17 protein-coding genes are annotated in these 26,708 nt (G+C 56.2%); 5 read left to right on the top strand and 12 right to left on the bottom strand.

Annotated elements, in window-relative coordinates; all coding sequences use genetic code 11:
- Positions 1-26: 26 nt before the first annotated feature.
- Positions 27-1,412 (bottom strand): alkaline phosphatase family protein, encoded by a 1,386-nt coding sequence (locus EC9_RS12535; protein ID WP_145345647.1) that lies wholly within the window; start codon positions 1,410-1,412, stop codon positions 27-29.
- Positions 1,413-1,556: 144 nt separating this feature from the next.
- A complete protein-coding gene (locus EC9_RS12530) occupies positions 1,557-1,748 on the bottom strand; it encodes a hypothetical protein (RefSeq protein WP_145289098.1) in 192 nt (63 codons plus the stop codon).
- A gap of 355 nt (positions 1,749-2,103) precedes the next feature.
- Between EC9_RS12530 and gdhA the strand changes: the two genes are divergently transcribed.
- Positions 2,104-3,441, top strand: coding sequence for an NADP-specific glutamate dehydrogenase (gene gdhA / locus EC9_RS12525; RefSeq protein ID WP_145345645.1), 1,338 nt, complete (start codon positions 2,104-2,106; stop codon positions 3,439-3,441).
- On the opposite strand, the gene EC9_RS12520 is transcribed toward gdhA, so the two are convergent.
- The gene (locus EC9_RS12520; RefSeq protein WP_218934770.1) at positions 3,438-4,751 is read right to left on the bottom strand and encodes a DUF3472 domain-containing protein; all 1,314 of its coding nucleotides are present in this window, start codon (positions 4,749-4,751) and stop codon (positions 3,438-3,440) included. The two genes, gdhA and EC9_RS12520, sit on opposite strands and share 4 nt — an antisense overlap.
- Positions 4,752-6,256: 1,505 nt before the next feature.
- Here EC9_RS12520 and EC9_RS12515 point away from each other — a divergent pair.
- Together EC9_RS12515 and EC9_RS12505 are read left to right on the top strand one after the other, a co-directional pair.
- The gene (locus EC9_RS12515) at positions 6,257-7,957 is read left to right on the top strand and encodes an esterase/lipase family protein (RefSeq protein ID WP_218934769.1); all 1,701 of its coding nucleotides are present in this window, start codon (positions 6,257-6,259) and stop codon (positions 7,955-7,957) included.
- A 576-nt stretch (positions 7,958-8,533) separates the two neighbouring features.
- Complete coding sequence (locus EC9_RS12505) at positions 8,534-9,121, top strand: hypothetical protein (RefSeq protein WP_145345641.1); 588 nt, start codon at positions 8,534-8,536, stop codon at positions 9,119-9,121.
- 316 nt (positions 9,122-9,437) lie between these two features.
- On the opposite strand, the gene EC9_RS12500 is transcribed toward EC9_RS12505, so the two are convergent.
- A complete protein-coding gene (locus EC9_RS12500; protein WP_145345639.1) occupies positions 9,438-10,883 on the bottom strand; it encodes a sulfatase in 1,446 nt (481 codons plus the stop codon).
- A gap of 679 nt (positions 10,884-11,562) precedes the next feature.
- On the opposite strand from EC9_RS12500, the gene EC9_RS12495 reads away from it, so the two are divergent.
- Positions 11,563-12,171, top strand: coding sequence for a zinc ribbon domain-containing protein (locus EC9_RS12495; RefSeq protein ID WP_145345637.1), 609 nt, complete (start codon positions 11,563-11,565; stop codon positions 12,169-12,171).
- A 272-nt stretch (positions 12,172-12,443) separates the two neighbouring features.
- Here the strand turns inward: EC9_RS12495 and EC9_RS12490 are convergent, their stop codons facing one another.
- The 8 genes from EC9_RS12490 to hemP all read right to left on the bottom strand — a co-directional run bounded on the left by EC9_RS12490 (position 12,444) and on the right by hemP (position 23,856).
- Positions 12,444-13,982, bottom strand: a complete 1,539-nt coding sequence (locus EC9_RS12490) for an arylsulfatase (protein WP_246106098.1) — start codon at positions 13,980-13,982, stop codon at positions 12,444-12,446.
- A 1,054-nt stretch (positions 13,983-15,036) separates the two neighbouring features.
- Complete coding sequence (gene drt3b, locus EC9_RS12485; RefSeq protein ID WP_145345635.1) at positions 15,037-16,863, bottom strand: antiviral reverse transcriptase Drt3b; 1,827 nt, start codon at positions 16,861-16,863, stop codon at positions 15,037-15,039.
- Between the two features lie 50 nt (positions 16,864-16,913).
- Entirely contained in the window at positions 16,914-18,101 is a 1,188-nt protein-coding gene (drt3a, locus tag EC9_RS12480; protein ID WP_145345633.1) for an antiviral reverse transcriptase Drt3a, read from the bottom strand.
- 701 nt (positions 18,102-18,802) lie between these two features.
- On the bottom strand, positions 18,803-20,146 hold the full coding sequence (locus tag EC9_RS12475; RefSeq protein WP_391556723.1) for a hypothetical protein: 1,344 nt from the start codon (positions 20,144-20,146) through the stop codon (positions 18,803-18,805).
- Positions 20,147-21,038: 892 nt separating this feature from the next.
- On the bottom strand, positions 21,039-21,986 hold the full coding sequence (locus tag EC9_RS12470) for a hypothetical protein (protein ID WP_145345631.1): 948 nt from the start codon (positions 21,984-21,986) through the stop codon (positions 21,039-21,041).
- A 178-nt stretch (positions 21,987-22,164) separates the two neighbouring features.
- Positions 22,165-22,479: a TMEM14 family protein gene (locus tag EC9_RS12465; protein WP_145345629.1), complete on the bottom strand. Its 315-nt coding sequence runs from the start codon at positions 22,477-22,479 to the stop codon at positions 22,165-22,167.
- A 497-nt stretch (positions 22,480-22,976) separates the two neighbouring features.
- Positions 22,977-23,633, bottom strand: a complete 657-nt coding sequence (locus EC9_RS12460; RefSeq protein WP_145345627.1) for an energy transducer TonB — start codon at positions 23,631-23,633, stop codon at positions 22,977-22,979.
- A 31-nt stretch (positions 23,634-23,664) separates the two neighbouring features.
- The gene (gene hemP / locus EC9_RS27290) at positions 23,665-23,856 is read right to left on the bottom strand and encodes a hemin uptake protein HemP (protein ID WP_145345625.1); all 192 of its coding nucleotides are present in this window, start codon (positions 23,854-23,856) and stop codon (positions 23,665-23,667) included.
- A 405-nt stretch (positions 23,857-24,261) separates the two neighbouring features.
- On the opposite strand from hemP, the gene EC9_RS12450 reads away from it, so the two are divergent.
- Positions 24,262-26,694: a TonB-dependent receptor gene (locus EC9_RS12450; RefSeq protein ID WP_145345623.1), complete on the top strand. Its 2,433-nt coding sequence runs from the start codon at positions 24,262-24,264 to the stop codon at positions 26,692-26,694.
- Positions 26,695-26,708: the final 14 nt, after the last annotated feature.

Here is a 26,708-nt window from a genome sequence, read left to right as displayed (position 1 = left end):
TGGAGGGAGATTGTTCGTGGCGGGGGCTATTTCATTGCAGCGGTCAATGGTTTGCCGTCGCTGTACGGGTAATCCAACTCCAACAGTTTAGCGACAGTGGGGGCGATGTCGATATTTTCGATCGTCGGCAGCTCGATACCGCTGCGGATTCCTGCTCCCGAAAGTAGACAAAGCGCTTTCATCTTCGGCAGCGTCGAGACGAACCCGTGCGAACCGATCGCTGTTTTCGCTTCGGTATTGCTGGCGACAAGCGTTTCGCCGTCGACCGAGCCCGAAACCGAATAGCCATCGGCGGCAACGAGAACCGCGTCGGGAGACTGGTTGTATTCGCGAGGATGCAGCAGACCGATCTCAGCAAAGCCGTCGGGCAGCACGACGTCGGCGACGCCTTCGAGACCGACGAACATCTTCTTGAACGCGTCGGCTTGCTGCGCCGCTTCGCCGGGGTTGGTGCAATAGACCAGGCCAATGCCTCCCTCGGGAACGACATGCACCTGCGCCTCGCGAATCTTCCCCGCCTCCGCCTTCAATAGCCCCGCCTGACGCAGCAAGACGTTGGGCCGGACCGCTTTGGGAGTCCTCGTGAATCCGTGATCCGAAAGGACGATCAACGTGGTTTGATCGCGGATTCCCGCCTCGTCGATCGCCGCAACGATTCTAGCAAGGCACATGTCGGCATAAGCGTTGGCGGTGTACCCCTCAGGCGTTTGAGGGCCCCGGTTATGATGGACGCTGTCGACGTTTAACAGATGGATCAACGTCAGGTTCGGCTTCCGCGTGCGGATCAGATGGCAAGCGGCTTCGGTCCAGACGTAATCGCGGCCGACGGTGCTAAGCTTGCGGAACGAGGCATCGGTCTCGTCGACCAACAGCCCCAGTTCGACGAGTTCTTTGCGTAGCCGCGGCGTGCTGTGCTGCAGCGCGTCGGGGACATCGGGGAATTGATCGTCGAACGATTTCGAACCACGCGTGCAGGGCCAATTGATCTCAGCGGTCGAAAGCCCCGCGGCGTGCGCGGCGTCGACGATTGTCGGAATTCGGACGAGATCGCTTTGGTCGCGACGCGAATCGATCGTGGTCGGCACACCGATCGGCCCTCGCACCAAGACTCCATTGGCTAACACGCCATGCTTCTCGGGACGGGCACCGGTGACGAGCGTTGTGTGATTAGGCCAGGTGACCGACGGGTTCGAAGGGATCATGCCGCCGGCGACGATGCTTCCTTCGCGAGCTAGCCGCCGGATCGTGGGCAGGGGCACTTTGGGGTCGTCGACGAGATAGGCGGCGAGCCCATCGAGGCTGACCACAACAACATGTTTAGTGGGCCCGGCAGCGTGGGCCGATAGAGCAGAGAAACAGCAGGCCGCAGCGGCGACCGCTGCGACACAAAGCAAGCGTGGGAAGATTTGCATGGATCGATTTCCGTTGGTGACGGTGCGCGGCAACGTCAGCTGGTGCCGACAGTCGCCGCGATGCACCGCTTGGGAGAGAGTGCATGCAAATCATAGTTGCCCCGTTGGTGGCGATCAACGATGCGGGTCTTAGCCACTGCGGGGTCAGGAAGCGTTCCGCACAGCCGCCGTTCGCGGCTGCCCCCCGCGACTCGACTCCGCCGCCGTCCCGAACTGGCTACTAGCGATCGAAGCAGGCGATTGAGCTTCTTCGCTTTCTTGCGGGACAACTACGGTGAAGATCAGGCCATGGTTGGTTTGGACCAGAATCTCGCGCGGTTTCATTTGAGTCGACACGTCTAATTTTCCTTCAGGTAAAGGGAGCATTCTCGGCAATCAGCACGGCATTTATGGTGATGCAAACGCCGTTCCAACAGTCGCTATTCCTCGCGACAAATTTCCGGACCGCAGATTCGAGTGAAACGCGCGCCAACCCCTGAGAAACCCGCACTCAGCCGTCCCGATCCGCTTCGCCGCAACCCGCCAATCGTCAACCACCGTTTACGCGATGTCCCCCGCAGTTGACGAATCGATGGCTCAGTCAACGACTTTCGAGAAAGACGCCAACAGATTGCATGATTGGCATACCAATTGCCTGTGCCGCTCCGTCACACGATATCAATAGAGCCGTTCCCGAAAGACACAGGTTACGATGGACGAAAAATTAGAATCGGTATTTTGGAATGTTCAGCAACGCAACCAGGGTGAAGCCGAATTCATCCAAGCGGTGAAAGAAGTTCTGTCGTCGATGGGGCCGGTCCTGGCCAAATACCCCACGTTTGCCGAACAGAAGATCATCGAACGGATCTGCGAACCCGAGCGGCAGATCATCTTCCGCGTTCCATGGCAGGACGACCGTGGCGAAGTCCACATCAACCGCGGCTTTCGGGTTCAATTCAACAGTGCGCTCGGACCTTATAAAGGCGGCTTGCGGTTCCATCCGTCGGTCAACCTTTCGATCATCAAGTTCCTTGGCTTCGAACAGATCTTCAAGAACGCGTTGACGGGGATGCCGATCGGCGGAGCCAAGGGAGGCAGCGACTTTGATCCTAAGGGCCGCAGCGATTCGGAGGTGATGCGTTTTTGCCAGAGCTTCATGACCGAACTGTATCGACACATCGGCGAATACACCGACGTTCCCGCCGGCGACATCGGCGTCGGCAAGCGGGAGGTCGGTTACCTGTTTGGACAATATAAGAGGATCTGCAATCGCTACGAATCGGGAGTCTTGACCGGCAAGGGGCTTCACTACGGCGGCGCGTTGGTGCGGACCGAAGCGACAGGTTATGGGCTGGTCTACTTTGTCCAAGAGATGCTGGCCGCCCGATCCGATTCGTTGCAGGGCAAGACCTGTGTCGTCTCGGGAGCGGGAAATGTTGCGATCTACGCGATCGAAAAGGTGACCGAACTCGGCGGCCGCGTCGTCGCTTGTTCCGATTCCACCGGCGTGATCTACGACCAGGAAGGGATCGACCTGCCGACGCTCAAGAAGATCAAAGAAGTCGATCGACTGCCGATCGAGAAGTATTGCGAAACGCGAAAACACGCGAAGTATCAACGCAAGGGAAACATTTGGCAGATCGAATGCGACGTTGCACTTCCCTGTGCCACGCAAAACGAACTGACCGGCAAAGATGCGGCATCGTTGATCCAGAACGGTTGTATCGTGGTCGCTGAAGGAGCAAACATGCCGACGACGCCCCAAGGGACCGAATTGTTGTTGGGATCGAAGGTCGGCTACGCTCCTGGCAAAGCTGCCAATGCCGGCGGTGTCGCGACGAGCGCGCTGGAGATGCAGCAAAACGCGTCACGCGACGCGTGGTCGTTCGAATACACCGACCGCAAGTTGGCGCTGATCATGAAAGATATTCACGATCGTTGTTTGGAAACCGCCGACGAATTCGGAGCCCCCGGCAACTACGCCTTGGGAGCAAACATCGCAGGATTCATGGGCGTTGCCGATGCGATTCAGTCGATGGGGCTGATCTAGCCGCGAGGCAAGCGATCGAATTCGATAGCCGGTCTCGAACCCGCGTCCGGTTCGCGTTGGAACGTTTGGTCCAACGCGACGCGCGGCGAAAAGAAGCCGCAGTGCTTCATAAAGAAGTGCTTACCGACAGCTCCGCAGGCGTAATCGAGCCGATGTCCGCCGCGAGCTGTGTTGTCGCCGGTTAACCGAGCACGGGGGATCTCGTGCCAGTTGCCGTCGACGTCGCAAACCCATTGGTTGCCGTAGTTGGCTGTTCGCGGAAGGGCTCCAAAATCGGGGATGAAGTTCTCCAGAAAGCTGTGGAAGCCGGTCAGGTGACGGTCGGTCTTGGGCCTGCGAAAACTAGCGATCAACCGCCAAGTTCCCTTCGCTTTGTCGCCAAACCAGGACGTATAGATCGTGTTCCCCTCGCCGTCCGGTTTAACTTCGGTCAGGAAACGATAGGTCGTCCCCGCAGTCCATGGATAGACAAGATAACTCTGCCCGCCCGAGCCTTCATTGCCAAAGTCCTTGGCCGTGACGCCCTCCCCTTTCGCCAGCGTCGCGACACGTTGATCTTCGGGAATCTCTTTGGGATTGTCGGTCCGAAAGGGACTCCACACCGAAAACAGCACGCGCCGCTCGCCGGGGCTGTTCACCTGGATCCCAAAATAACCTTCGCCAAAACCATTGGCCATGTAATAGGCCCCCAACGCGTCCTGCCCTTCGGGGACTGTGAGCTCGCTGTAGGCATAGGTCAGATCGATCTTCGCGGGAGTTTCATATTGAAGATGGACCGATGGACCGCGGCGGCCCCAGTAGTACATGTCCCCTTCGTTGTTCTTGACGTAGTCGAGTGTCATCCCGTCGACGTCCGACTGGACGACCAATTGGGAGACCTCCGCTTTTCCACCACTCGCCTGTAGATCGACGCGCACGTACCCGGCGGCGGCAACCGAGACCTCGCCCAGCGGATATGCGTTCTCCTCCGCGCCGCGTACCGACGTTGTCAGTCGATGATCGCCAACGCGAGCTTCGATCGCTGCGTCACCATCGACGGCGCGAGCTCGCAGGGCAAGCGAGATCACTCCCGGTCGGTCGACATGAAAATAGACCGAATCGGTTGCGTCCCCATCGCTGACACGAAGTGCTCCGTCGGGCGAAAAGAGCCGCCCACCGCGATCGACCGGTGCGCGATACGCGTTCCCGGCCAACGGCACCGTCCAATCGGCCCCCACCGCAGCCGTGGCGATCGAGATCGCAACGCCAGCAAAGGCCAAACGAGCAGCCAAGCCGAGCGGACGAAACAACGAAGCAAAGTCGTTGGTCATGGGGATCCCGTAGTTCCGATTTCCTGTGAGGTTCGACACAAGTTGCCAAGTTGTCCCGCGACTCCGTTCGCATGGGCTGAGTCTTCTTGTAGTAGCTAGAGGATCACGCGAACGGAGTCACAGCACCAGGTCGCATCAAACCACATCGGTTGCAACCAAACAATCCGGTACTGCGATGCAACAACTGCATCCATGTTGTCGATCCAAGCATTTCTCTGTTTCGATTCGGTAGGTCCCTTTCTTGCGTCGGAAACGTATTAATGACGTTACGTCGCCAACACGTGCTGTCTCGTTCAATCGATCCGACGCGCGTTTCATCAACGACCCGCAAACGTAATAAGTCAAACCGGCAAAAAGAACAACTCCCCATCGGCACCCCATGCGGCAATCGGTGACGAGATCTGGCGTCTAGGCTTCAGCCGAACCGCGCATCGGCAAACTAGAACGCAAACAAGCGAAACCTTAGCCACCGAGGTCACCAAGTCCACAGAGGGAATTCATCAACCACGACAACCCTCAGTGTCCTCGGTGAACTCGGTGGCAAAAAAACAACTCCCCACCGGCACCCCATGCGGCAATCGGTGACGTGAACCGGCGTCTAGGCTTCAGCTGAACCGCGACTCGGATAACTAAAACGCAAACAAGCGAAACCATAGCCACCGAGGTCACTGAGTCCACAGAGGAAATCCTGCAACCACCAAACCCTTCTGTGTTCTCGGTGAACTCGGTGGCAAAAAGAACAACTGCCCCCGGCACCCCATGCGGCAATCGGTGACGTGAACCGGCGTCTAGGCTTCAGCCGATCCGCGCCTCGGCAAACTAGAACGTAAACAAGCGAACCTTAGCCACCGAGGTCACTGAGTCCACAGAGGAAATCCATCAACCGCGACAAACCTCTGTGTCCTCGGTGAACTCGGTGGCAAAAAAACAACTCCCCATCGGCACCCCATGCAGCAATCGGTGACGAGAGCTGGCGTCTAGGCTTCAGCCAACCCACGCCTCGGAAAACTAGATCGCAATCAAGCGAAACCTTAGCCACCGAGGTCACTGAGTCCACAGAGGGAATTCATCAACCACAACAACCCTCTGTGTCCTCGGTGAACTCGGTGGCAAAAAAAGCAACTGCCCCCGCACCACCTCATGCGGCAATCGGGGACGTGAGCTGGCGTCTAGGCTTCAGCCGAACCGCACATCGGCGGGAAATGGAAGCGGTAGGGACATCCCCCATGTTTCGTCTTTTCCTCCCTCCAGTATTTCTCTACTCTGCATCGTCCACGGATCTCGCTGCGTTATTCGGCGCCCGATTGGTCTGGCGATCGTTGGATCGATTGCAATGAAAAAGAATATCGAGCAAGGAAGACATGGCCGGCGATTCCCAAAACGATCTCAACAAGATTAAAAACCGAGGTCGATGCGTCCCTGCGCCTGTTTCTGCTTGGGCGATAGCTCTGTTGCTGCTGCTCGGTTGCCGGTCTTCCTGGCTTCCCGAGCGATCATTGGAAGACGTGGCATCCAGCTCCGAGGCTGTCGCTCTAGCCGATCTCTCCAGTGACGAACTCGGCTCGCGTGATCCGATCGAGGTGAGCCGAACCGCGTGCTCCCGCGCGGAGAAACTGCGAGCGGATCTGGACCCTCGTTGCACCGCCCATTATCTCGCCGCCAATCGCCTGGCGTGGAAAACGGTAAACCACGCTTCCCTTGCCGATGACGCGCAACGCAACCTCGCCGCGGAGCTGTATCACGAAAGTCTGCGTGGATTGATCGAGTCGGCGCAACAATTTGGGCAGATCGATCCGATCCATGGCATTCGCTTGACCACCGACGACGGCGAGGTGACTATCCCGATCGTTTACGACGGTTTCGCCTGGAAACCGGAGGATTTCAATTGCTGGATTCCGGTCGATGAGTATCAGGATGAGCATTTGCCCCACCAACACCGACGCTCGGGTTGGGGTGTTCCGCTGGTGGTGCTGCGACAACGGGATCAGCAAGAACGATTCATGATCCCGCAATTGCCCTTCGCGGCGACTGCGATGCTTCGAAACCTGCCGGTCGACGGCGATCGCGAATCCGATGAAGCCACGCCGAATCAAGTGCTGGAGGTTTTCAATCCGCTTGTTCACTCCGAGCTGGCGAAAGACGACGGAGGTGAAACTCCATTGGCGGCTGACCTATCGGCGCCAATTGCTTGGTTAAACAACAACACGCCCCATCTCAATTACGAAGGCTTCATGCATCCCGATCGACTGCACCGAAGTGGTCAGTTGATCATGCTTGAGCCCTACCAGCCGGGCAAGATCCCGTTGGTTTTTGTCCATGGATTGGCTTCCGATCCACTCACTTGGATCGGATTGATCAACGAACTCCGCACGGCCGACGGGGTCAATTCGCGTTACCAGATCTGGTTGTTCGGCTATCCAACCGGTCGTCCGTTCCTCCGTTCCGCTGCCGATTTGCGACGCGAGTGCAGCGAGGCGATCGCGTCATTTACGAAAACGACCGCCGACCCCGCACTCCATCGCAGTGTCATCATCGGCCACAGCATGGGAGGTTTGCTAACGAAACTGCAAGTCGCCCCGAGTGGAACATCGCTTTGGAAGTCGTTTGCCAAGCGGCCGATCGAGTCGTTGCAGGCGGACCCGCAGATGCACGAGTACCTCTCGGAGCTGTTCTTCTTTGAGCCTTCGCCGTTTGTGGAGCGAGCCATTTTCATCGGCACGCCGCATGGAGGTTCGCCCATCGCGGATGAATGGATCGGTCAATTCGCCTCACTTCTCGTCTCACGTTCCCACGATTTCTCCGACGAGTACGATGCGTTTCTGGCTCGCAATCGCGAGGCGATCACTCCTTTCTATTCAAAACATATTCCAACAAGTGTTCACATGCTGGAACCGGAGGATCCAACCCTCCAGGCGATGAGACAATTACCACTTGCCCCGCACATCCGTCTGCATTCGGTGATCGGAAACGGCCACAAAATGCTTATCGGTGGGCCCGCCGATGGCGTCGTGCCGGTCGTGAGTGCTCGCCATCACGGTGCGGATAGCGAGCGAATCGTGGCGACAACCCATCGGCGTTTGCAAAGCCATCCCGATACGGTTGAGGAAGTGCTTCGCATCCTGCAACTGCATTTGGACGAACCAGCTGAAAACTCGGCAACCCAACCGCAGCTAGCCGAAGGTCTCACTCAGTCGGCGATTCGGTAGCTGATCGCACTGCAACCAATCGCGTGCGAACCGTGCTGACACAGTCGGTGTCGCAGCCCACGCACTCACCTGGCTTGGCAATTCCCGTAGTCCGTTGGCGACGCAAAACGTAGCGGATGTCGTCACGACTTTCGTTTTCGTCTGCAGACTAATTGCACCAGTCCCGGCAGGGACCACAGCAGGTAGCCCATGGCGTGAGCCACAGGACCATCCACGCCGCAAGCCCATCAAAAGCCCCGGCGGGGCGGCAGCAAGGTACCTCAAACGTCCTGGCCGCGAATCACGCAAACGCTACCATCCACTCGCAAGCTGCGTTATAAAAGCCAGCAAAACGAGTCCGCTTACCTGGCTGGGTTGCTCGCGTGAACGAGCCATTGACTGACAAGGAGCTCAAGGCAGTGCGGTGGTCCGTGCGTCGCGGCAGCCCCTTCGGAGAAGAGACATGGGTTGAATCGCTTGCCCGGCGGCTCGACCTCGAATCGACTTTACGTCCTCGAGGACGCCCACGGAAGCTGCCTTCGAACCCCGACAAAATCGAATAAGAGTCCTGACCCCTTTTCTGTAAAATGTGCAACGGTGAATCATCGAACCAAGAGAAGAATTGTCACGCTACCGAAGCGTTGGGGCATCATTTGGATCTTGGTCGCCATAGCGCTGTCCTTATTCGGATTTCCGTTCCTCATCTATGGTGATCCCCAGGGGCCTGATGCGACAGTCTTCATGCTGTCATTGACCTATGTGCCGGGCTTCTTCCTCTTGGTAGCCGCAGTCGCCTTGTTTCGTTTGCGAGTCGAGTTTGAGGGTCGACGGAATTCAGGGTCCATTCGGCTGCAGCTTCCCAAACTTGGCAAGCTGCCATGGGCTCCGTGGATGGTTCATGTGCGGCAGATCCCCGTAATGGAGATCTCCCGTGTCGACGAAGTGCTCGAGTCGCATCCGACAGAGCCCAATCGAATCTCACGGCGCTACATACTCCGCACCAAACAAGGTGATTATTATTTCAGCTCGATCTGGTTTTCAAACCTCGAAATGTTTCGACAGTGGTGCAAGCAAAACAAAATTCAAATCGGAGAAGTGACAGCATCTCGGATTGGCGACACAGAAAGGAGCGACGCGACAGCCCCATTTGCGGGCGAGCGGTTCGATCCACCGGACAGATTTTGAACGAGCATGATTTCGCTGTTTTTGTCGACGTAGCGGGGCGTCGGATCGCAGTTCAAGCGTTTGCATCTGCCGGCGCAGTCCTAGCCATTGCGATTCACTTAACTAAAATACCGGCGGCTGAAATAGCAGTAAATCGCAGTCGCATGCGGCAGCAGAAAGGACTGCTGCCCAGTGGTATCGTTACCAAAAGTGATTGTTAACGCGAAAAAGAAGAGGGGTCAGAAAAGAAAAGAGGTCGCGTGATATCTCGCTGACGCTTGGATCCCTTACTCCTGGCTATTCTCTTTAACTGCTTCGCAGTCAGGAGGCGGCTCTCCTATTCCCGCGCCACAGCGCGGCGGGCGTTCATCGCATCGAGTTGTTGTTGCAGGGTTTCTCGCAACTGGGCAGCGATTGCCGCGTGCGACTGGCTGAGGTCGTTTGCTTCGGAGATATCCGCTGCGACGTCGTACAGTTCCACGCGATCGTCTTCAGCGAAGTGAATTAGCTTGTAGTTACCTTTGCGCAGCGCGGACTGAGGTCGCGTCTTGCTGGTGGCGAAATCATCGACGCCAATCTTGTCGATGGCCTTCGAAAACGTTCTTTCAGGATGATAATAGGGAAAGTGCCACAGCAAATGTCGGTTCGGCTTCCAACTTGGCTCCCTCAACACTCGCTGCATATCGATACCGTCGACGCCTTTTGCATCGCCGCCTGCGAGGCTGACAAATGTCGGCGACAGGTCGTATCCAATCACAGGCGTATCACTGATAACGCCTGCGTCAATCTTTCCCGGCCACCTGGCGATCATGGGAATACGTATGCCGCCTTCATACAGGTTCCATTTCGATCCACGCAGCGGCGCGTTGGCACAATACTCGGGGTGGCCACCGTTGTCGGACATAAAGAACACCAACGTGTTTTCTCGCTGTCCCGACTGATCGATGGCATCCAGGATCGTTCCCACGTGGTGATCAAGCGTCTCGACAAACGCCGCGTATTCCAGCCGTTGTCTGCGATGCTTGGCGTCGGGGGGCAGGTGACGTTCGTATTTTTCGACCAGCCAACGGCAGCGAGTCTTCACGGGAGTATGCACATAAAAGGATGAGGCCATCAAGAAGTAGGGCTTGGTGGCGTCGGCTTGCCTTCGGATAAAGTCGGCCGTCCGCTGGATCATCGAATCCCGAGGGAACACGCCATCGGGGGCGGGTGAGGGAGGATGTTTTTTGTTCCACGCATAAGGGTGATCGCCAAAGTCTTCGCCGGCGACAGCAAATCCCTGTTGTTGCGGACCGAAATCGGGGTGCCAGGCGAGGTAGCGTCGCTGGTAATGCTGACTGACGTGCCACTTGCCAAAGAAGGCTGTTTGATAACCAACCGCCGCCAGTCGCTCGGCGATCGTGACTTCCGCGGTCGGCAGGTTCAGCGTCAGTTCGGGCGTCAAAAGCGGCACATCGATATCGAGCGACTGCCGCCCCGGAGTGTTTTTGGTGACAAACTCAAAGCCCAAACGAGCCACCGTCTTTCCCGTCAGAATGCTGGCTCGTGCGGCCGAACAGATCGGGGCAGGGGAGTAGCCAGCGGTAAACCGCAGCCCCTCAGCAGCCAGACGATCAAGGTGCGGAGTGTGGTGATAACGGTGCCCGTAGCAATGCAGGTCGGACCACCCCAGATCATCCACAAGGATGAAAACGATGTTCGGTTGGTGAGCCTCCGCGGCCTGTGCAGGCGAACTGAAAAAGAACAACAGCATCGACAGCAGAAACGGTGAGGTAGCTTTCATGGTGATAGTTCGGTTGTCGATTGAATCGTTTAACCCGTAGCCGCAGGCGTCGGCGAACACGCTCATCGCGGTTCCTGCGAGGCGACGTTTTACAAGTGGATTATGGTATCACAAACCGTTAAAGAACGGCGAGTTATGCAACGGCAGATATTCAATATCGACTCCCGTAGTTCGGCTGGATATCTAGCTGCGGAGCGGCGGTCGCATCAAGCCTGGATCGCGGTTTGACTATTCCACAGACAGGAGCGGTGACCCTTCTCGCAAGTGGGAATAGAAAGCTCCGGCGTTGGCCACCGGAGCGAGGCGGGGTGACCGAAATTGGCCCAAACGCCAGCGTCTAGGATCAGGCTCTCCGCTCCCACAAACTTGTTTCGGGGGAGCACGGATGGGCGTGAGGGAGCCTATCTCTATTCAGAAACAATTGCTTCGGGTGGTAATGCTTGCAATCGCTGTCCACGCGAAGATAGCTCGGAGTTCCATGCCGCCGGGGCAAGGATTGAGGTGTGATGAGACCAACCATTCCTAACCGGTAAACTGCTTTTTGCGGACGAAATGTATTAGGAATTATCGCGAAAAAGCTAAAGAAAACGCCTCGCTGATAGCATTGTTTGATTGCGGCCCCACAACGTTCTCTACCGATACCTCAAAGGTAGTCATCGTTGCTTAAAGGAGACGTTTAATGTACTGCAGTGAGTGCGGATGCGAAGTGAATGGGAAGTTCTGCTCGAACTGTGGCACTCGCGTGCAACTCGGTGAGGTGCCCGAGGTGTTTGACTGGCGTCAGTCTTATGACTTTGAGCGGATCAGCCAAAGCGCCGAAGTCAATCAACGCGTGACGCAGGCGAAAGCGGGCGCGGGCAGGGACACTAGTTCACTCCTACTCGACTTGATCGATGCTGTGGCCTCGCCGATGATGGGGGGAATCTCAAGCCTTGCGATCGCCAAAGCCTCGCAACCTCTCACAGCGAAACTTGGCTTCAAGACGGGGAAAGAACGCCGGGAGTTCGTGACGCTACCGCCTGGAGAAGTGCTAGCGAATCTCGCAGTGACGCTGGCGTCGATCGAGCACTCGATCACATGCGTCACGTTTGGCGATAACCACTGCCACATTCGGGCAACGCTTCCTCCGGACCTCCGCGCGATGGAAGTGCGTCTTGCGGTAAACATTGATGGTGCCGAGCAGGGCATGTGGATCACCGCAACCGCCGAAGCGGAAGGCCAATGGTATGATTGGGGGAAATGCCAATCACAGCTGGATCGATTGTTCACCGGCTTGCGAGCCGCCTAGCTTCGTTCCTGGCGAGCCGCGCACAGTAGTGCCAGTCGAAAAAAAAGGGTCAGGACTCTTTTCGGCGCCAGACTGTCGGAGAAAAGGGGTCAGGACTCTTTTCGGCGCCACACTGGCCTTCTATCCATAAATGACACCAAGCCCCAACCACGATGACGAGGCAAACGCGATCGACCACGCATTGAACCGTGGTAATTCGCGAACCAACGCAAAAGAGTCCTGACCCCTTTTTTGATCCAGGATGGGGATGCCGAGGCGATTCGTCGAGCCAATCATTTTTCGCGAGTCCACAGTGGTCTGCCTCGGTATCGTTTTCCGATTGGGTATCGCTCGCTGGGCGTCACAGCGCCGTCCATCATGGCTTCGATCCGCCGCACAATTTCGGGATGGTTTGCAGCGATGTTGTGGGATTCAGAGACATCGCTCGCGAGATCGTAGAGCTGGAGATCGCTACCCGCTCCCTGCCGAATTCCCTTCCAATCTTTCCAGCGAACCGCTTGATCGTAACGGGCTCGGCAGTGCCCGTAATCCCAATAGAGAAACTCACGCGTCGAATCGAGTTTTTTGCCCTGCATGGCATCCACGACAGAAATCCCATCAATGCCCTGGGGAGGACTTACGTCGGCCAATTCCGCGAAGGTCGGCAACATGTCTTGAAACGCAATCACGTCCCGATTGGTTTGGTTGGCGGAAATGGTTCCGGTCCAGCGAGCGATAAAGGGAACGCGAATGCCACCTTCGGTCAGGTCCCGTTTGTAACCACGAAGCGCCCCATTTGTTTTGAGTGGTTTGGGCACAGACCAATGGCCACCATGGTCGCTGGTGAAGATGACCAAGGTGTTCTCTTCGAGTTCCAGTTCACTAAGCAGGTCCAGGATTCGACCCACATCGCTGTCCAGCATGTTTATCATCGCGGCATACTTCTTGGAACGCTCATCCCAGTCTCGATCGGAGTAGGGGGCTGTCGAGGGAACGGTAAGGCCGTCGGGGTCTTCATCTTTGGCAGCGAAATGTGGCAACGTCCACGCGACATACAGGAAAAACGGACTGGCTTGAGATTCCCGGATGAACTGGAGAGCGCGATCGGTCAGCAGGTCATGGCTGTAGTGTTCTCTCGAAGCTGCGTTACCGGCCAGCTCAAGTCTGCCGTCGTCATCGTCGAGGTATTCTGGGTAGTAATAGTGAGCGTGGTCCTGATTGAGATAACCGAACCAGGAATCAAACCCTTGATGAGTCGCTCTGCCAACGGACCCGGTATCTCCCAGCGACCATTTGCCCACTCCGCCGCAGCGATAGCCGGCAGGCTGGAGGACTTCTGCAATCGTGACGTCATCCTCCTGAAAGTAGGTGCTGTAGTGTGGCACGTTATCCCGAGCAGGAGTGTGCCCGTTGTGCAGTCCTGTCATCAGGACGCTTCGAGACGCGGTGCAAACCGGCGCCCCCGCATAGGCTTGAGTAAACCGCATTCCGCTGGCGGCCAGTTGATCAATTCGCGGCGTCGACATCAATTTCTGACCATAACACCCAAGATCGCCGTAGCCGAGATCATCTGCCATGATTAGCACAATGTTCGGCTTCTGCGACGTCAAGCTTAAGCCACCGTCGCCTTTCACATGCGTATTTTGAGACGCTACAGGCGAATCAGCTGCAACAGTAATTTGGGGACTCGGCGGTTCAGCCCACACGTCCAGACCATTGGTTGCAAAAAGCAAGCAGCAGACGATACTCGTGAAAACGTGCTTCATGGTTTTCCAGAATCCTGAAGAGCGAAACTGATGACGGATTTTGCCGCGAAAATGCGGAGCGTCCATTGATCCGACAATCCATCGTAGAAGAACAATTCGCATGATTGCATTTTCTTGAAGGGATGAGCGGATGGGGGACAGTGATTGTGTGTATTGACGAACTAAATTGCAAGTAACAACTATCGGTGGACAAGAAAAGGGGCACGACTCTTTGCGGAGTCCCCCTGGCCTTCTATCCCTAAAAGACACCAAGCCCCAAACACAATAACGAGGCAAACGCGATCGACCACGCATTGAACCGTGGCAATTCGCGAACCATCGCAAAAGAGTCGTGCCCCCTTAGATCTCGTCGAGCGCACCAGTTCCGGCAGGAACGACAGCAGGTAGCCCATGGCGTGAGCCATGGGACCACCGCGCCCAAGCCAATCAAAAGCCCCAGCGGGGCGGCGGCAATGCACATCAGACATCCTGCGCGCGAATCACGCCAGTCACGCAAATACCATCATCCACCCGCAAGCTGCGCTATACAAACCAACCAACGAATCGAGTTCCGCCCCGATCTTGCGAGCGCACCAGTTCCGGCAGGAACGACAGCAGGTAGCCCATGGCGTGAGCCATGGGACCACCGCGCCCAAGTCAATCAAAAGCCCCAGCGGGGCGGCAGCAACGTACCTCAACCGTCCCGCCCGCGAATCGCGCGAATGCCACCATCCACTCGCGTGCTGCGTTACAAAAACCAGCGAAACGAGTCGGCAACCCTTTTCCGAGTCGACTCTCGCTCCGCATCGCGCCGGAGCACAACACTACGCTGTACCGTCAATGAGTCCTGCCCCCTTAGATCTGGTAACGCATTGAACCGTGGTAGTGCGCGAAGCAACGCAAAAGAGTCCTGACCACTTAGACCTGGTCAATAGAAAAAGGGCACGAACCGTCGAAACGGAACGTGCCACCGAGCGGAAAGTGTGTGTGCTCCGTTAAAAGAGCGGGGTTCGGCACTTGCGGTGTTTTCCCCCGTCGCTACAAAAAAAGCGAACATAATACTATGTGCGCCTTAGCTGAGAAGCCGCATGCAAAGTTGCAATTTGCGTAACTTTGCTATAGGAGTTCCTGCCTCGGATGTTTAAGCATAGCCAATCGGAGTCTGTTTTTCAAGGAGGTATGTCAGTGTCGACGTGCTACTATCCCAGTCGAAAAACATCGATGAACCGCTGACTGCGTTGAATACTTGGTTGCGATTTAGCTTCGTCCCGGAAAATCGGCTGACGATATCGATCATGCTCTTTCGTTCCTCCACAGAAAGAAATGGACAGCACGCCAGGTCCGAAGCAAGCATCAATGCATCAGCCCGCTTGCAGTTGTCCGGCATGTGATCAAAAAAAACTTTGATTTTCGACATAATTGCCGTCCTGATCGCGCTGTGTTGAACACGGTTTGCGGCAACGAAAAGCAGCCCAAGAACGGTGAAGTAGTCGATTTCATCATCCCGCATGCTTTTTGTAGCCGATAGCCATATCAAACGCACTAGATCCGAATGCACTTCGTGCAACAAGTCAAGGGAAGCAAGTGGTATAAGCACGACTAGCAGCGGCAGGACGGGCACCAGTTCACGTGAAATCGCGTTAGCACTAATTTTAGTGATTTGATTGACCATCTCCTCGTCAAGTCGCTGAACCCGCGACATTCCGTCGTCAACGCGACTTAACTTCTCTCGCCCAATCTCATAAAAGAGCGAGTATCGCACAGCTGTCTGGTATCTAAAGTCAAGTTCAAGAAGTCGGCTCGCAAAGAAGACGATCCCACTTTCCACGTAGAGCTGCGATAGATTCGCCCCCGATCGCTCAAACTTCTTCTGCAAAATTGTCAATGCGTAGCTAACGCAACTTTCGTATGTGCAATTTGATTCCGAAACAATACGTTTGAACTCTTTGAGCATTCGTAGCCCGATACCGCTAGGCGGATGCACGTTCCGCTCTTTGTACGACCTGATTTTACTCTCATAACGATCCATCGAATCGCTAATTTTGTGCTTAAGAGCGCTAGAGTCCGACATGAATGGTGATTCTATCTGCGTAGTCTTTGACTCGTTGATCAAAAGCTTTACAAGTCGGAGTTCTTCTCGGATTGTCGCCTCGACCTGATCGGCAACGACTTCGTCATTGAAGAAAATGAAGATATCGTCAACATATCGACGCACCTCATAGTGCGTTCCATGCACAAAAGTTTCAAGCAACCTTGCTTCGGCTGCTGAATCCACTGTTTGCAGCAGCAGTTCTGCAAATACTCTCGAAAGCTCCGGTCCTACGAGTATGCCGTGAGTCTCTCCATGATTCATGCTTCTCATCAGGCTGTCGAACTGAGCGTCAAGAGTATGCCATGCGTTTCGACTATCTTGTCTCTTAGCGTGTGATTTTCCACGAATCGCCCAGGAGATCGCGTGCGTGTAGATGTTGTCGAAGCACGCCTGGACATCAAGCATGCGTTGGAAACGAAATCGAGACTCAAGCGATCCAAAGTCCTCAGAATCATAAAACGAATAGAGTAATCGAAACGGGCGATACGCAAAGTAGCGAGTTGGGTTGACAGCTTGGTCTTGCTCGCTATCGCTTCCCGCTCTAAGTGGAGTGTTTATCCTGAATCGTTTCGCGATGGCATATGGTGCACGCAGTGACCAACGACTCTTACGACAGTTTACAATTACTTGAGTTGAAAACGTCTCGAGAAACTTAGCCACGGTCCGATAGTGAAACGGATGCATCACATGGATTTGGCGAGGCTTTTTTCTATCGCGCACTAATTTGTAAACATATGGAATCGTTTCGAGAGGTTTGTTGGGAGGTCCTGGACAAATAGCCTTGTCTAATTCGTGCTCCGTCTTGTCGCGGATGCGTTCGTAGATGGTGCGCAACGAGAATCGCGGTGGCACTTCATGCGGCAATATCTCGCTCAATAGCACTCTGTAGTGGTCATCCGAGTTGATTCTCAAATAGTTTCGCATGCCTAAAACACATCCCGTACCAGCCAAAGCCGTTTCCCGCTAAACCGGTGTCGAATGTTTAGTTTATAGCTCGCCGAAAAAGAAAGCCGTTGGAGCCCCCGCATCTGTTCGGTCGAAAGTAAGGGATCGGTACCATCCGAGCTTGCCGCCCGAATCCTTTGATGTAGGTAACCATCCAAGCTGAAAAGTCGCTTTAAGTTCGTCAATTCAGGATGTGACGATCGTAGGCCAATTTGAACGCGACGATGTGTGAAGTTGCTATGAGTCGTAGTCCCGCCGGTAAGGTAACGAAGACGATCACGAAGCAGTAGGAAATCTTTATCTTTTTGGAACGCTAGAAACACACGGCCCAAGCGTTGGCGGATTTGAAGTTCTTTTCGCTCTGACAATCCGATTTCAATAGATGTCCGTGTTTTGGATTTAACTTTTTTCGTCAGCATAAACGAATATCCCAAGTATTCAAACTCTGTTCTGTTCGAAATTCCGTCGTTCCAGTGGCATTGCGACGTTTTTTCTCGGTTCAAAGACAGGCCCGCAGGTAGCGCGCAAGCCACTTTTTCAAATACACGTTCGGCTGATCGCGCAGCTGTGACGATGAGGATGTCATCAACAAATCGACTATAGTAAATAACTCCGGTATGACAGATAACTTGGCGATCAAACTCTGCAAGGAAATGTTCAGCTAAGTCACTGCTTATGGCTAAACCATAATGTAAGGGTTGCAATGGATTTTCGTTACACCTCAATAGTGTCTTGCACCAATTGAATTCTACAGATTTCAGTTTTTCCCTGACTGACGGCAAATTAAGCGATTGTTCAGCAGGCACAGAACCAAAACACTTAGCAATATCCGTCCGGATGATAAAGTGAGGAACATCAGATTCGAGCACCGATTTTAACTGCCGACAGATCACTTGCCGAGATGGCGGGTGATGTATATTGCCGCTTCTTAGCACACGGCAACAGTGGCGCAAGAAAAGTGCGTCTGCGTACGACGTTACGCGAAGTGTTGATTTACCTCGATTGATAGTCGTCTCGACTGGTTGTGGCACATACGTGCGATCCGCAAACCTTGAGGCGATCTGGATTGCAGCCTGTTTAGGTCCAGAATGTCTCGCATCGCGAAAGCGGAGGCAGTCATCTGCGCGAACTAAGGTTGCTATGTACTTAGGATCGCTTAGTCGTGTCATTGAAAGCAGATCGTTTTCGGAAATTCGGTAATTCGTGTCTTATAAGTGCAACTGAGACTATCTATGGATTGCACATCCTCAATAGCCAATCGCTCGTGATTTTTCAGCAGGCCTCATTCGGCGACAGTGAATGTTTTACAAGAAGATGAGCACTCAGTCGAGCTACCGTGCTATTTGTTGGTAGGTCGATGGCTTAGTGATGGCTCGCAGGGAGCGTCCAAATGAAAGATAATTCTGGTCAGGACTTCTTTTCGAGGGTTTTGGCTTGCGATGGGTGTTTTCGTGAGCGCGAAATTTGATTCGCGCATTGCCACTGTATTATGGGTGGTGGTTCGCGTTTGCTTCGTCAGAGCGTTTGGGGCGTGGCATTTTTTAGGATTACTAGAGAAATATGAGTGAAGGAAAGGTTCCAGGGCTCAATCGTCCATGTCGGGATAGCCTGGCGGTGGTGTGGTGGCCGGCGCTGTATGCAGCGGTTTCATCAGTCGTGGCTTGGCCATATCGGCTTGCTAAGGTCTAGTGGCCTAAACGGTCACGGCTCACACTCGCTTGATACTGGGATGATGAGTTCGCTCTTCGTTGTGGGCCATGTGTTCCAACTTTGGGACGTTGGCCACTTCATCGCGTATCAATAAGTTTTTATCTGCAGCCTGCAATTGAGCTTCGGTTGAGACAAGACGACGGGAAACCATTTCCAGTCCCTACGAATTCGCTCCCAACACCATCTCGCTTGTTCCCTTGGGCAGGTCGAAGCAGGCGACTAGGTTTTGCTCGTCGGCGATCCATGTTCCTGCGTCCAATGTCGATCGACGGGACGCCTGGCGCAGTTGCGTGCGTTTGCTTCCTTGCTGGATGCTCACAGGTCCCGCGGCGGCGTCGATTTGTAGCGTGTAGCGCTGCGTGGCGAAGGGGGCTGTGAGCGTTAGGCGGTTTCCCTCGCGGCGGATCTCGGTCAGTTGTTTCGCGGCCCAGTAGCGAGCGATCTCGCTGACCTTCATCCAGATCGTGTCGTCGCCGAATCGCGACGCCAACGACTGGACGACTCGTTGGAAGCTGCGGAAACCTTCTTCGCTGCCATTGCTGTACATCCCCGGCCAATGACAGATCATTACCGCCGGTTGTCGCCGCTGGATCAGTTCGACCATTCGGCCGCTGGTCGCCGCGGCGTTGCAATAGCGGTCGGGGTCGGAGAGCGAATCGCCTTGCCAACCGCCAAACCAATCGCCCGTTCCCGCCGGAACGTTGACGGTTAACCGGACGTTGTCGGTCCCCACGCCTCGCAAATGTTCAAGCTTCGGCTCGGTACTCCGGTCGCCCGAGATGACGTATTTGAAATAGTGCGGCAGATCGATGCCGTAGACGTCGCGAACGGCCTGGTCGACAGCGATCGGCAGTTCGGATTTCATCGAATTGCCAAAGCCACCCGGTGTGGTGATTCCCTCGCAGGGGAGATCACAGTTCTTCACAATGCGAAGTGCATAGGCGAGATAGGCGGCCAATTCGTCGACGCTCTTCTTTTCCTGAGGATACGAATTCTCCATCGTCGCCGGGCTGATCTTCTGCATCGGTCGGCCGGTCTTCAGATCGATCACGCGAGTGTGCGTGATCATCTCGGGATGAATGTCCCAGTTGGGGAGCATCAATTCGCGGACAAGTTTTAAGCTGGCCTGCAAATCGGCCCGCGACCAACCGGGCAATTCCCGGTCGAGCCAGCCGACGCAGGCGGGATTGGGGACGATGCTGTATTTGCCTTTGACGCCCTGGTCGGCGCACCACTGACCAAACTTGCGGACAAAGCTGTCGGGGATCTCGCGCGGCCACGATCGCCACGGCTTTTGATACTCGGCGCGGTTTGGCATCGCGGTGGCGAACTGCGGAGTGCAAAAGTGTCCCATGTTCACCAAGCAGGTCGAATCATCGATGATGAACGACAGCGGCACTCGATCTCGCGGCATCAACACCTCGACGCCTGCAGGCCGAGTCGGAAGCGCTGCGGGCGCGGTGAGCTCCGGCGCTTCGGCCGAAACGAAACGGGAGCTCCCCATCGCGGCCACTGCCGTCGCGGCGCCCCAGGCTGAACCGCGAAGAAACGCTCGTCGGTCCTGAATCCTCAATGCACGGTGCTGGTTCACTTCGGACACTCCCGGTTGCCGTTTGCTTGCTCGCGGCGGGCACAACACGGCTCGCCGAACGGCCTTATTCTATCGTGCTCCGAAGGACGCATGGAAACAACAAGGCCTTCCGTCCTAGGGCAGGCAACTATTTGAGCTTAGAGCCGGATAGAGAAGCGAGTTCCAAAATCTGGTGCCGATCAAACCCGAGGTTTCCTGTCCGCTTATCAGGCCGGAGGCCGAAACACGAACTGCCGGATGCGTAAGCCTCCGGTCCCGAGAAGCACTACCCCGAGAGGCCGGGAGGCCGGCACATGCGGGCGACGAATGTGTGTCGGCCTCCCGGCCTCTTCGTTTGTTCGCACACAGGCAACCGGCGGCTTACGCGGCCGGCAGTTCGTGTGTCGGCCTCCGGCCTGTAGTGCGGAGACAGCGACAGCAGCACTTTGACGAAGCAGCCATTTCTTAGAGCCGGACAAAAAAGCGAGTTTTAAAATCTGGTGCCGATCCAACCCGAGGTTTCCCGTCCGCGTCTAAGGCCGGAGGCCGACACACGAATTGCCGGAGGCGTAAGCCTCCGGTCCCGATAAGCACTAACCCGATAGGCCGGAGGCCGGCACATGGGGGCGATGAATGTGTGTCGGCCTCCCGGCCTCTTCGATTGTTCGCACACAAGCAACCGGCGGCTTACGCGGCCGGCATTCGATGTGTCGGCCTCCGGCCTGTGGTGCTGGCGATTCGCTTCGGTATGAGCAGGTGAGACATGGAGCCCATAAGCGTTCCGTTAGACAAGAGAATGGAGAGCAGTGCCTTTCACTGGACCACGCTACCGCATCGTCATCGGCCCCATTTTCACGACTTCGAAGTCGCTCCCTTTGACTTGACGGATCGGAGTCAGTTCATCATGCATCCAGCGATCGTCGGGAGCGCCACTGATGAACCAGTCGCTACCGTTGTCGGCCAGGATCATGCCGTACGTTTTCAGTCCTTCGAGAAGCACTCGCGCCGGGCCGCTGAATTTGGAAGTGTCAAAATCAGCTTTCAGTCGCACTCTCATGCCCATGGGGGGCAGATCGGGATCGTTGTCTTTGCTCGCGAAATGTGAAGCCGGGGAAACGTAGGCGCGGCGAGACTTTTTTACAGTGAATCGCAACGCGTGCGTCAACTGCTTTGTCACACAAAGTTCATCGTAGCGAGCCAGGCCAGGCAGGATCGGCAATCCGGCAGCATCGGCGCTAGTCCAGCCTGCGGGACGCGGCTTCAGATCTTTCAGATCAAAAATCGCACCACTGCTAGCTCGCCAAGACTTGCCGCCGTCGATCGGGAACGCGTGAAACATCTCGTACAGACGCCAGTTATCCTTGTCCAGGACAATCACATGACGGTCGCCATTGCCTTGCGGCCCGCCCTCGATAGGAACATCCGGCGGAATGGGATAGGGTCCTGGATCGCTTTCGTCCGCATAGCGAAACGCTACGGGCACCTTGGGCTGGTCGCCGCTGACCACGTAATACGGGATGCCGCCGGGCGCACCCTTCCAGGTCAGACCGAAGTCTTCATGCAGTCGCGTCTGAGCACCGATCCGGGCAATGATGGCGTCGCTTCGTGGATCGACCGGGTCTTTTGACACATCGCGATTCCATTGGTCGCCAGCTGGCATAAGTAGAACGCCACCGAGGTCCGCGTTCGGGCCGACCGGCAGCTGCGGATGCTGTGCCAACGCAGCCGTGGCGATCAGTAGGAGAGGAACAAGTAAGGCGGCTGTTGGTTGCATGGTGCGTTTCTCTGTGCTTGAGCGGTTGGTGTGAGGCAATGCAATGAAACCGATCCTACAGAAAACGGTTTCGGATTCTCCGATGGGTGCCAGCGGTGAAGAACAACCAAAGGGCACGGGGCGACTTCGATGGCAGAATGGAACCAACGATGCCCACGTCCGCCTTGTTTGCCGAAACCTATTTGAGAAGACTGAAAACGAGCGTGCCGACGGTGATCAAGCCCAGGACGACGACGAGCAGGTTGGGCATGACCTTGAACTTCTTCCGCAACGAGGGGCCAAACTGGCCGATCAACAGCAGCGAAACAACGATCCCCAAAATTGCCCCGGCGGAGATGCCTCGGGCAATCAGAAACGCCGAGAGCAGCAGGAGTCCGCCCGTGATGCTGCCTGCGATTAAAGAAGCCTTGCTTTGAGCTTTGACATAGCCCATGACTCCTCCAAAGACGACAAAAGCTCCAAATATTGCTGTTACGATTACCGGAAAGTCCACACAAGTCTCTTTTTAATTTCAATTGCCAAAGGTTCCGGCAGAAATGACTCAGCGGGTTCGCACACCGATCCAACCACGCAAGCTGCCTTTGACCGAATTGTACTCGCTCGCCCCCAAGCTGCTAAGCCGCTGGTGGAGAGGCCATTCTTTTTGTTTAACCGCGCGGGCGTCGCCCCGCGTCTTTGAAGGGTGCGCGGCCCGATGAGCAAATCGGGGTTTGAGTCAGGGTGATCATATACACTGACGCCAATAGCGCTGGCGCGCGGCCCGCTGGGCACGCGGTTAAACGCAATACCGTCCACGACATCCCGCCGCCAATTCTTTCGACGGTCCAAGGCTCCTTCGTTGAACGGTATTGCGGTTAAACGAAAAAAGACAACCACTGCGTCTTTCCGCCTCGATGAGAAAACACTCGCTCGCGTTCCTGTCGCACGATGTACAACACATCGCCAACTGGACACGCCGGTCCTCGAGGAGCATTTTCTAGAAGCCGTCCGTTACAACCGGAAACGGATCGGCAGGACTTCTTCGCTGGCGATCGGGCGGCCGTAGCGTTTTGCTGGCTGGCCGGTCCACTTCTTAACAGCTTCCATCGCCGCGTCATCGAGTGCTACGTGACCGCTCGACTCGACGATCTCCACATCTTCCACGCGACCTGTCGAATCGACGAACAGCCGCAGCATGACCGTTCCCTGCAGCCGATCCCGGACCGCTTGGATCGGGTACTGCGGCGGTTGGTTCGCGGCAAAACTGGCCGGTTCTTTTTCCGACAATCCGGTTTGCTGTTGGATCGGAATGATCGTGACCGCAGGGGGAAGCATGCGACTGGCGACAGCGCGGCGCAGTACCGGCATCGTTTGCGGAGTCACTTCGGGTGGGGGGGGAGGAGCCAGTGCGGGACGCGATAACGTGGAGTTCGGAACGGGCCGGAATTCGACTGGATTTTCTCGTGGCAACGGCGGCGTCGGCTCGATCGTCATCGCCACCGACTCGACAGCTGAGGGCTGAGCGATGCTCAATTGAATCGAGATCACATTCCGCTGCCCCGACGACGTGAACCGCTCGCTGACCGCCAACGGCACAGCGCACATCGCCACAAGCGCCGACGCATGGAGCGCGAAGGCAAAGCTGGTCGAGCGGAAATAGAGGTTCAAAATCGGTTCACGCTGCAGGGGAAAGCTCGTTTCATTTGGTCAAGTATAACTTGTCGGCTGAAGTTACCCGAAGCCGGTAGACAGCATCCCCATGTTGGATCCAGATCTCACGCCGTCCACACATCAACTCGCTCGATGAAACCAGCCGCGGTCGGTCATCGGCATCGAAAACGGGTTTCTCGGCGGGGACCGCTGGCGGAACATGTTCATTGTCGTCGGGCATTCGTTGCGATGCGGGTAGAAGGCAAAGGGAGAGTGGAGGGTTGCTGGGACCTGTGAAGCGGCCAATCCTTGTTAAGCACACGCTGTGCCAGGCGTCTCAGTGGGCCAGAATTGGTCGCAGAGGCCCGAAAACGCTGAAGGAATCGCGTCATCACCCTGCGGGGCCCCGCCGATTCGATGATTCTACATGGCGGATTCGCCACCCTACGCGGTGGATTTCCCGTCGCCCTTTCCCCGCAACGGCAGTCTCTTGCTCCTATTGGGTTGAGTTTGACGGTTCGGTTTTGAAGATCGAATCGATCGGGGGAGGGGGACCGATAGTCCAAGATGTAGCACTCGGAACGATTATGCAGGTCTAGCTCGGTCGCCACGGCACGCCAAACGTTCCGGTTTGAAGGACAAGTCGATGAGAAAACTATTAGCATTCGCCCTCGCAGCCGCCCCAACAGTGGGACTGCAACTGGACGCCGATCAGCCGGTTCTACCGGTCGTTCGATTAGCTGCACTGATACAAGAGGATGGCCAGCCGACGTTGCCGGGGATCGAGATTCGACCTCCTGTGGTGGAAGCTCCCGAACCGGCAGTGGGCACGCCCGAAGCGTCTTCATCAGGTTCAAGTCTTCTCGATCCGCCAGCGGTCGATTTTGACATTCCGCCCGTAGAAGACGCACCGCTGGGTGATTTGACAGCGAACTTTCCCTCGGAACCGACTCCGTCGAGCAACCCCGCGAACCAGCCCTCTAACACGACGACCAACCCGTGGACCAGCGGTGGCTTTCCATCGTTGAGCCAACAGTCGTTTGGCGGGACCGTCAGCGACCCGACGGGACTCAATAGCGTCCTGCGAAGCGAGTCGAGCATCTGGGACGCGCCGCAACTAGGCACGATCGTCGACCGCCAAGATCTCGAGCGACGGCAGGCATCGTCGATGTACCGCGCATTGCAAAACGAAGTCGGCGTGTTGCTGCAGCAAACCGGCAATGGCCAGGTCTCTCCCTTCATTCGCGGACTCACCGGCCAGCAGATCTTGGTTATGATCGACGGCATCCGGATGAACACAAGCATCCTGCGTCCAGGCCCGAATCAATACACTGGCACGATCGATCCGGGCACGATCGAGCGGATTGAAATCATCCGTGGTGCGGAAGCGGCGATCTGGGGAAGCGACGCGATCGGCGGCGTGATCAACGTCGTCACGCGGTCTGCCGATCCGATGCGCGGCGACTACCTGAGTCCTCAGTTCACTCAGTTCTACAGCACCGCCGAAGCCTCTTCGTACACGCGAACCGCGTTCAGTGGATGGTATGGCGCGACCGGCGTCACCGGCGGCGTCTCCTATTACGACGTCGGCAATCTCGACATCGGTGGCGACATGGGCCGCCAAGCCGCCACCGACTACACGCAATACGCTGGCGATATCAAGCTGCAACGGATGATCCATCGCGATCACATGTTGACCGTCGCATTACAACACTTCGAACAGAACGACCTCAAACGCAGCGACCGCTTTCTGCCGTTTGTGCTCGGTCCACCCTCCAACGGAAACATCCCCACTCAGCGACCCACCGTCTTCGATCCCCAGCAACGCGATCTGATCTACGCTCGCCTGGAAGGTATCGTCGAAGACGACCTGTTCTTCGCCGACGCCTACTCCTTCACGATGTCCGGTTCGCGAACCAAAGAGGCGACAGTTGTCGATCGCTATGACGACAACGATCCGACATCGGTCCCAACGCGTCGCGAGATCGGCGAGTTCGACGACCTCGGCTGGGGCAGCGTGTTGTCGATCGTCAAAGACATCGGCGACTTCGGCAAGCTGACCTACGGAGCCGACTACTACGACGAATCGATCGACGCCCAGCGCGTGCGGATCGACAATCCGACCACCGGCGGATCGACGCCGACGCCAATCGATCCGCAATACCCCGACGATTCCAAAGCCGACCGCGTGGGCGTTTATCTGTCGTGGCACGTTCCGTTGACCGAACGGCTCGATGCGACCTCGAGCGTCCGCTACGAAAACATCAACGTTTCGGGAACGCCCAACTTCACCACGCTCGGGCCGACCTACTTTGAACGCTCCTATCAAGACTGGATTGGCAGCGTCGGACTCAGCTATCGCCTGACCGACGAATGGCGTTTGATCGGGGGAGTCTATGAAGGCTTCCGCGCTCCGACGATCGATGACCTCACCGCCAACAAAGATTCGCTGCAGAACAACGTCTCGGTGCCGCTGGTGGGCAACCTATCCGCAGAACCCGAGCACAGCCTGACCTACGAGGTTGGGTTGAAGTTCAATTACGATCGGTTGCGGATGCAGGTTGTCGAGTTCTGGACCGACTTCGACAGCTTCTTGTCACGGGAGACGATCGGCGGTGTCGACTTTCTTACCAACCAAACCGCGTACCTCAACGGTACCGAGCTGACGGGCGAATACATGTTGCACCGCAACCTGGCACTCTACGGCAACTTCGCCTACACCTACGGCCAGCTGACCAGCAGCGACGAACCGATCTCGCGGATCCCGCCGATTCAGGGGATCGTGGGACTGCGATTCGACGAGCCGAAACAAGGTTGCTATTTCGACATCTACACTTGGATGGTCGATCGAGCCGATCGCTATAACGACACAAACCTCGGCGATGTCCGGTTCATCCCCGGCGGCACGCCAGGTTATGCGACGTTAAACATCCGCACCGGACAGCGTTTCGGCGACAAGAACCAGCACTTGGTTTCGTTGGGTCTGGAAAACATCACCAACAAGTACTATCGCGTGCTTGGAAGCGGCGTCGATGGTGCTGGATTCAACGCCATCTTCGGATACCAATACGAACTGTAGACGCCCGACAAACA

Origin of the sequence: Rosistilla ulvae, from assembly GCF_007741475.1 — a bacterium.
Lineage (GTDB): Bacteria > Planctomycetota > Planctomycetia > Pirellulales > Pirellulaceae > Rosistilla > Rosistilla ulvae.
Note: the sequence above shows the minus strand (reverse complement) of the source record. Positions and strands in the feature narration are given on the sequence as shown.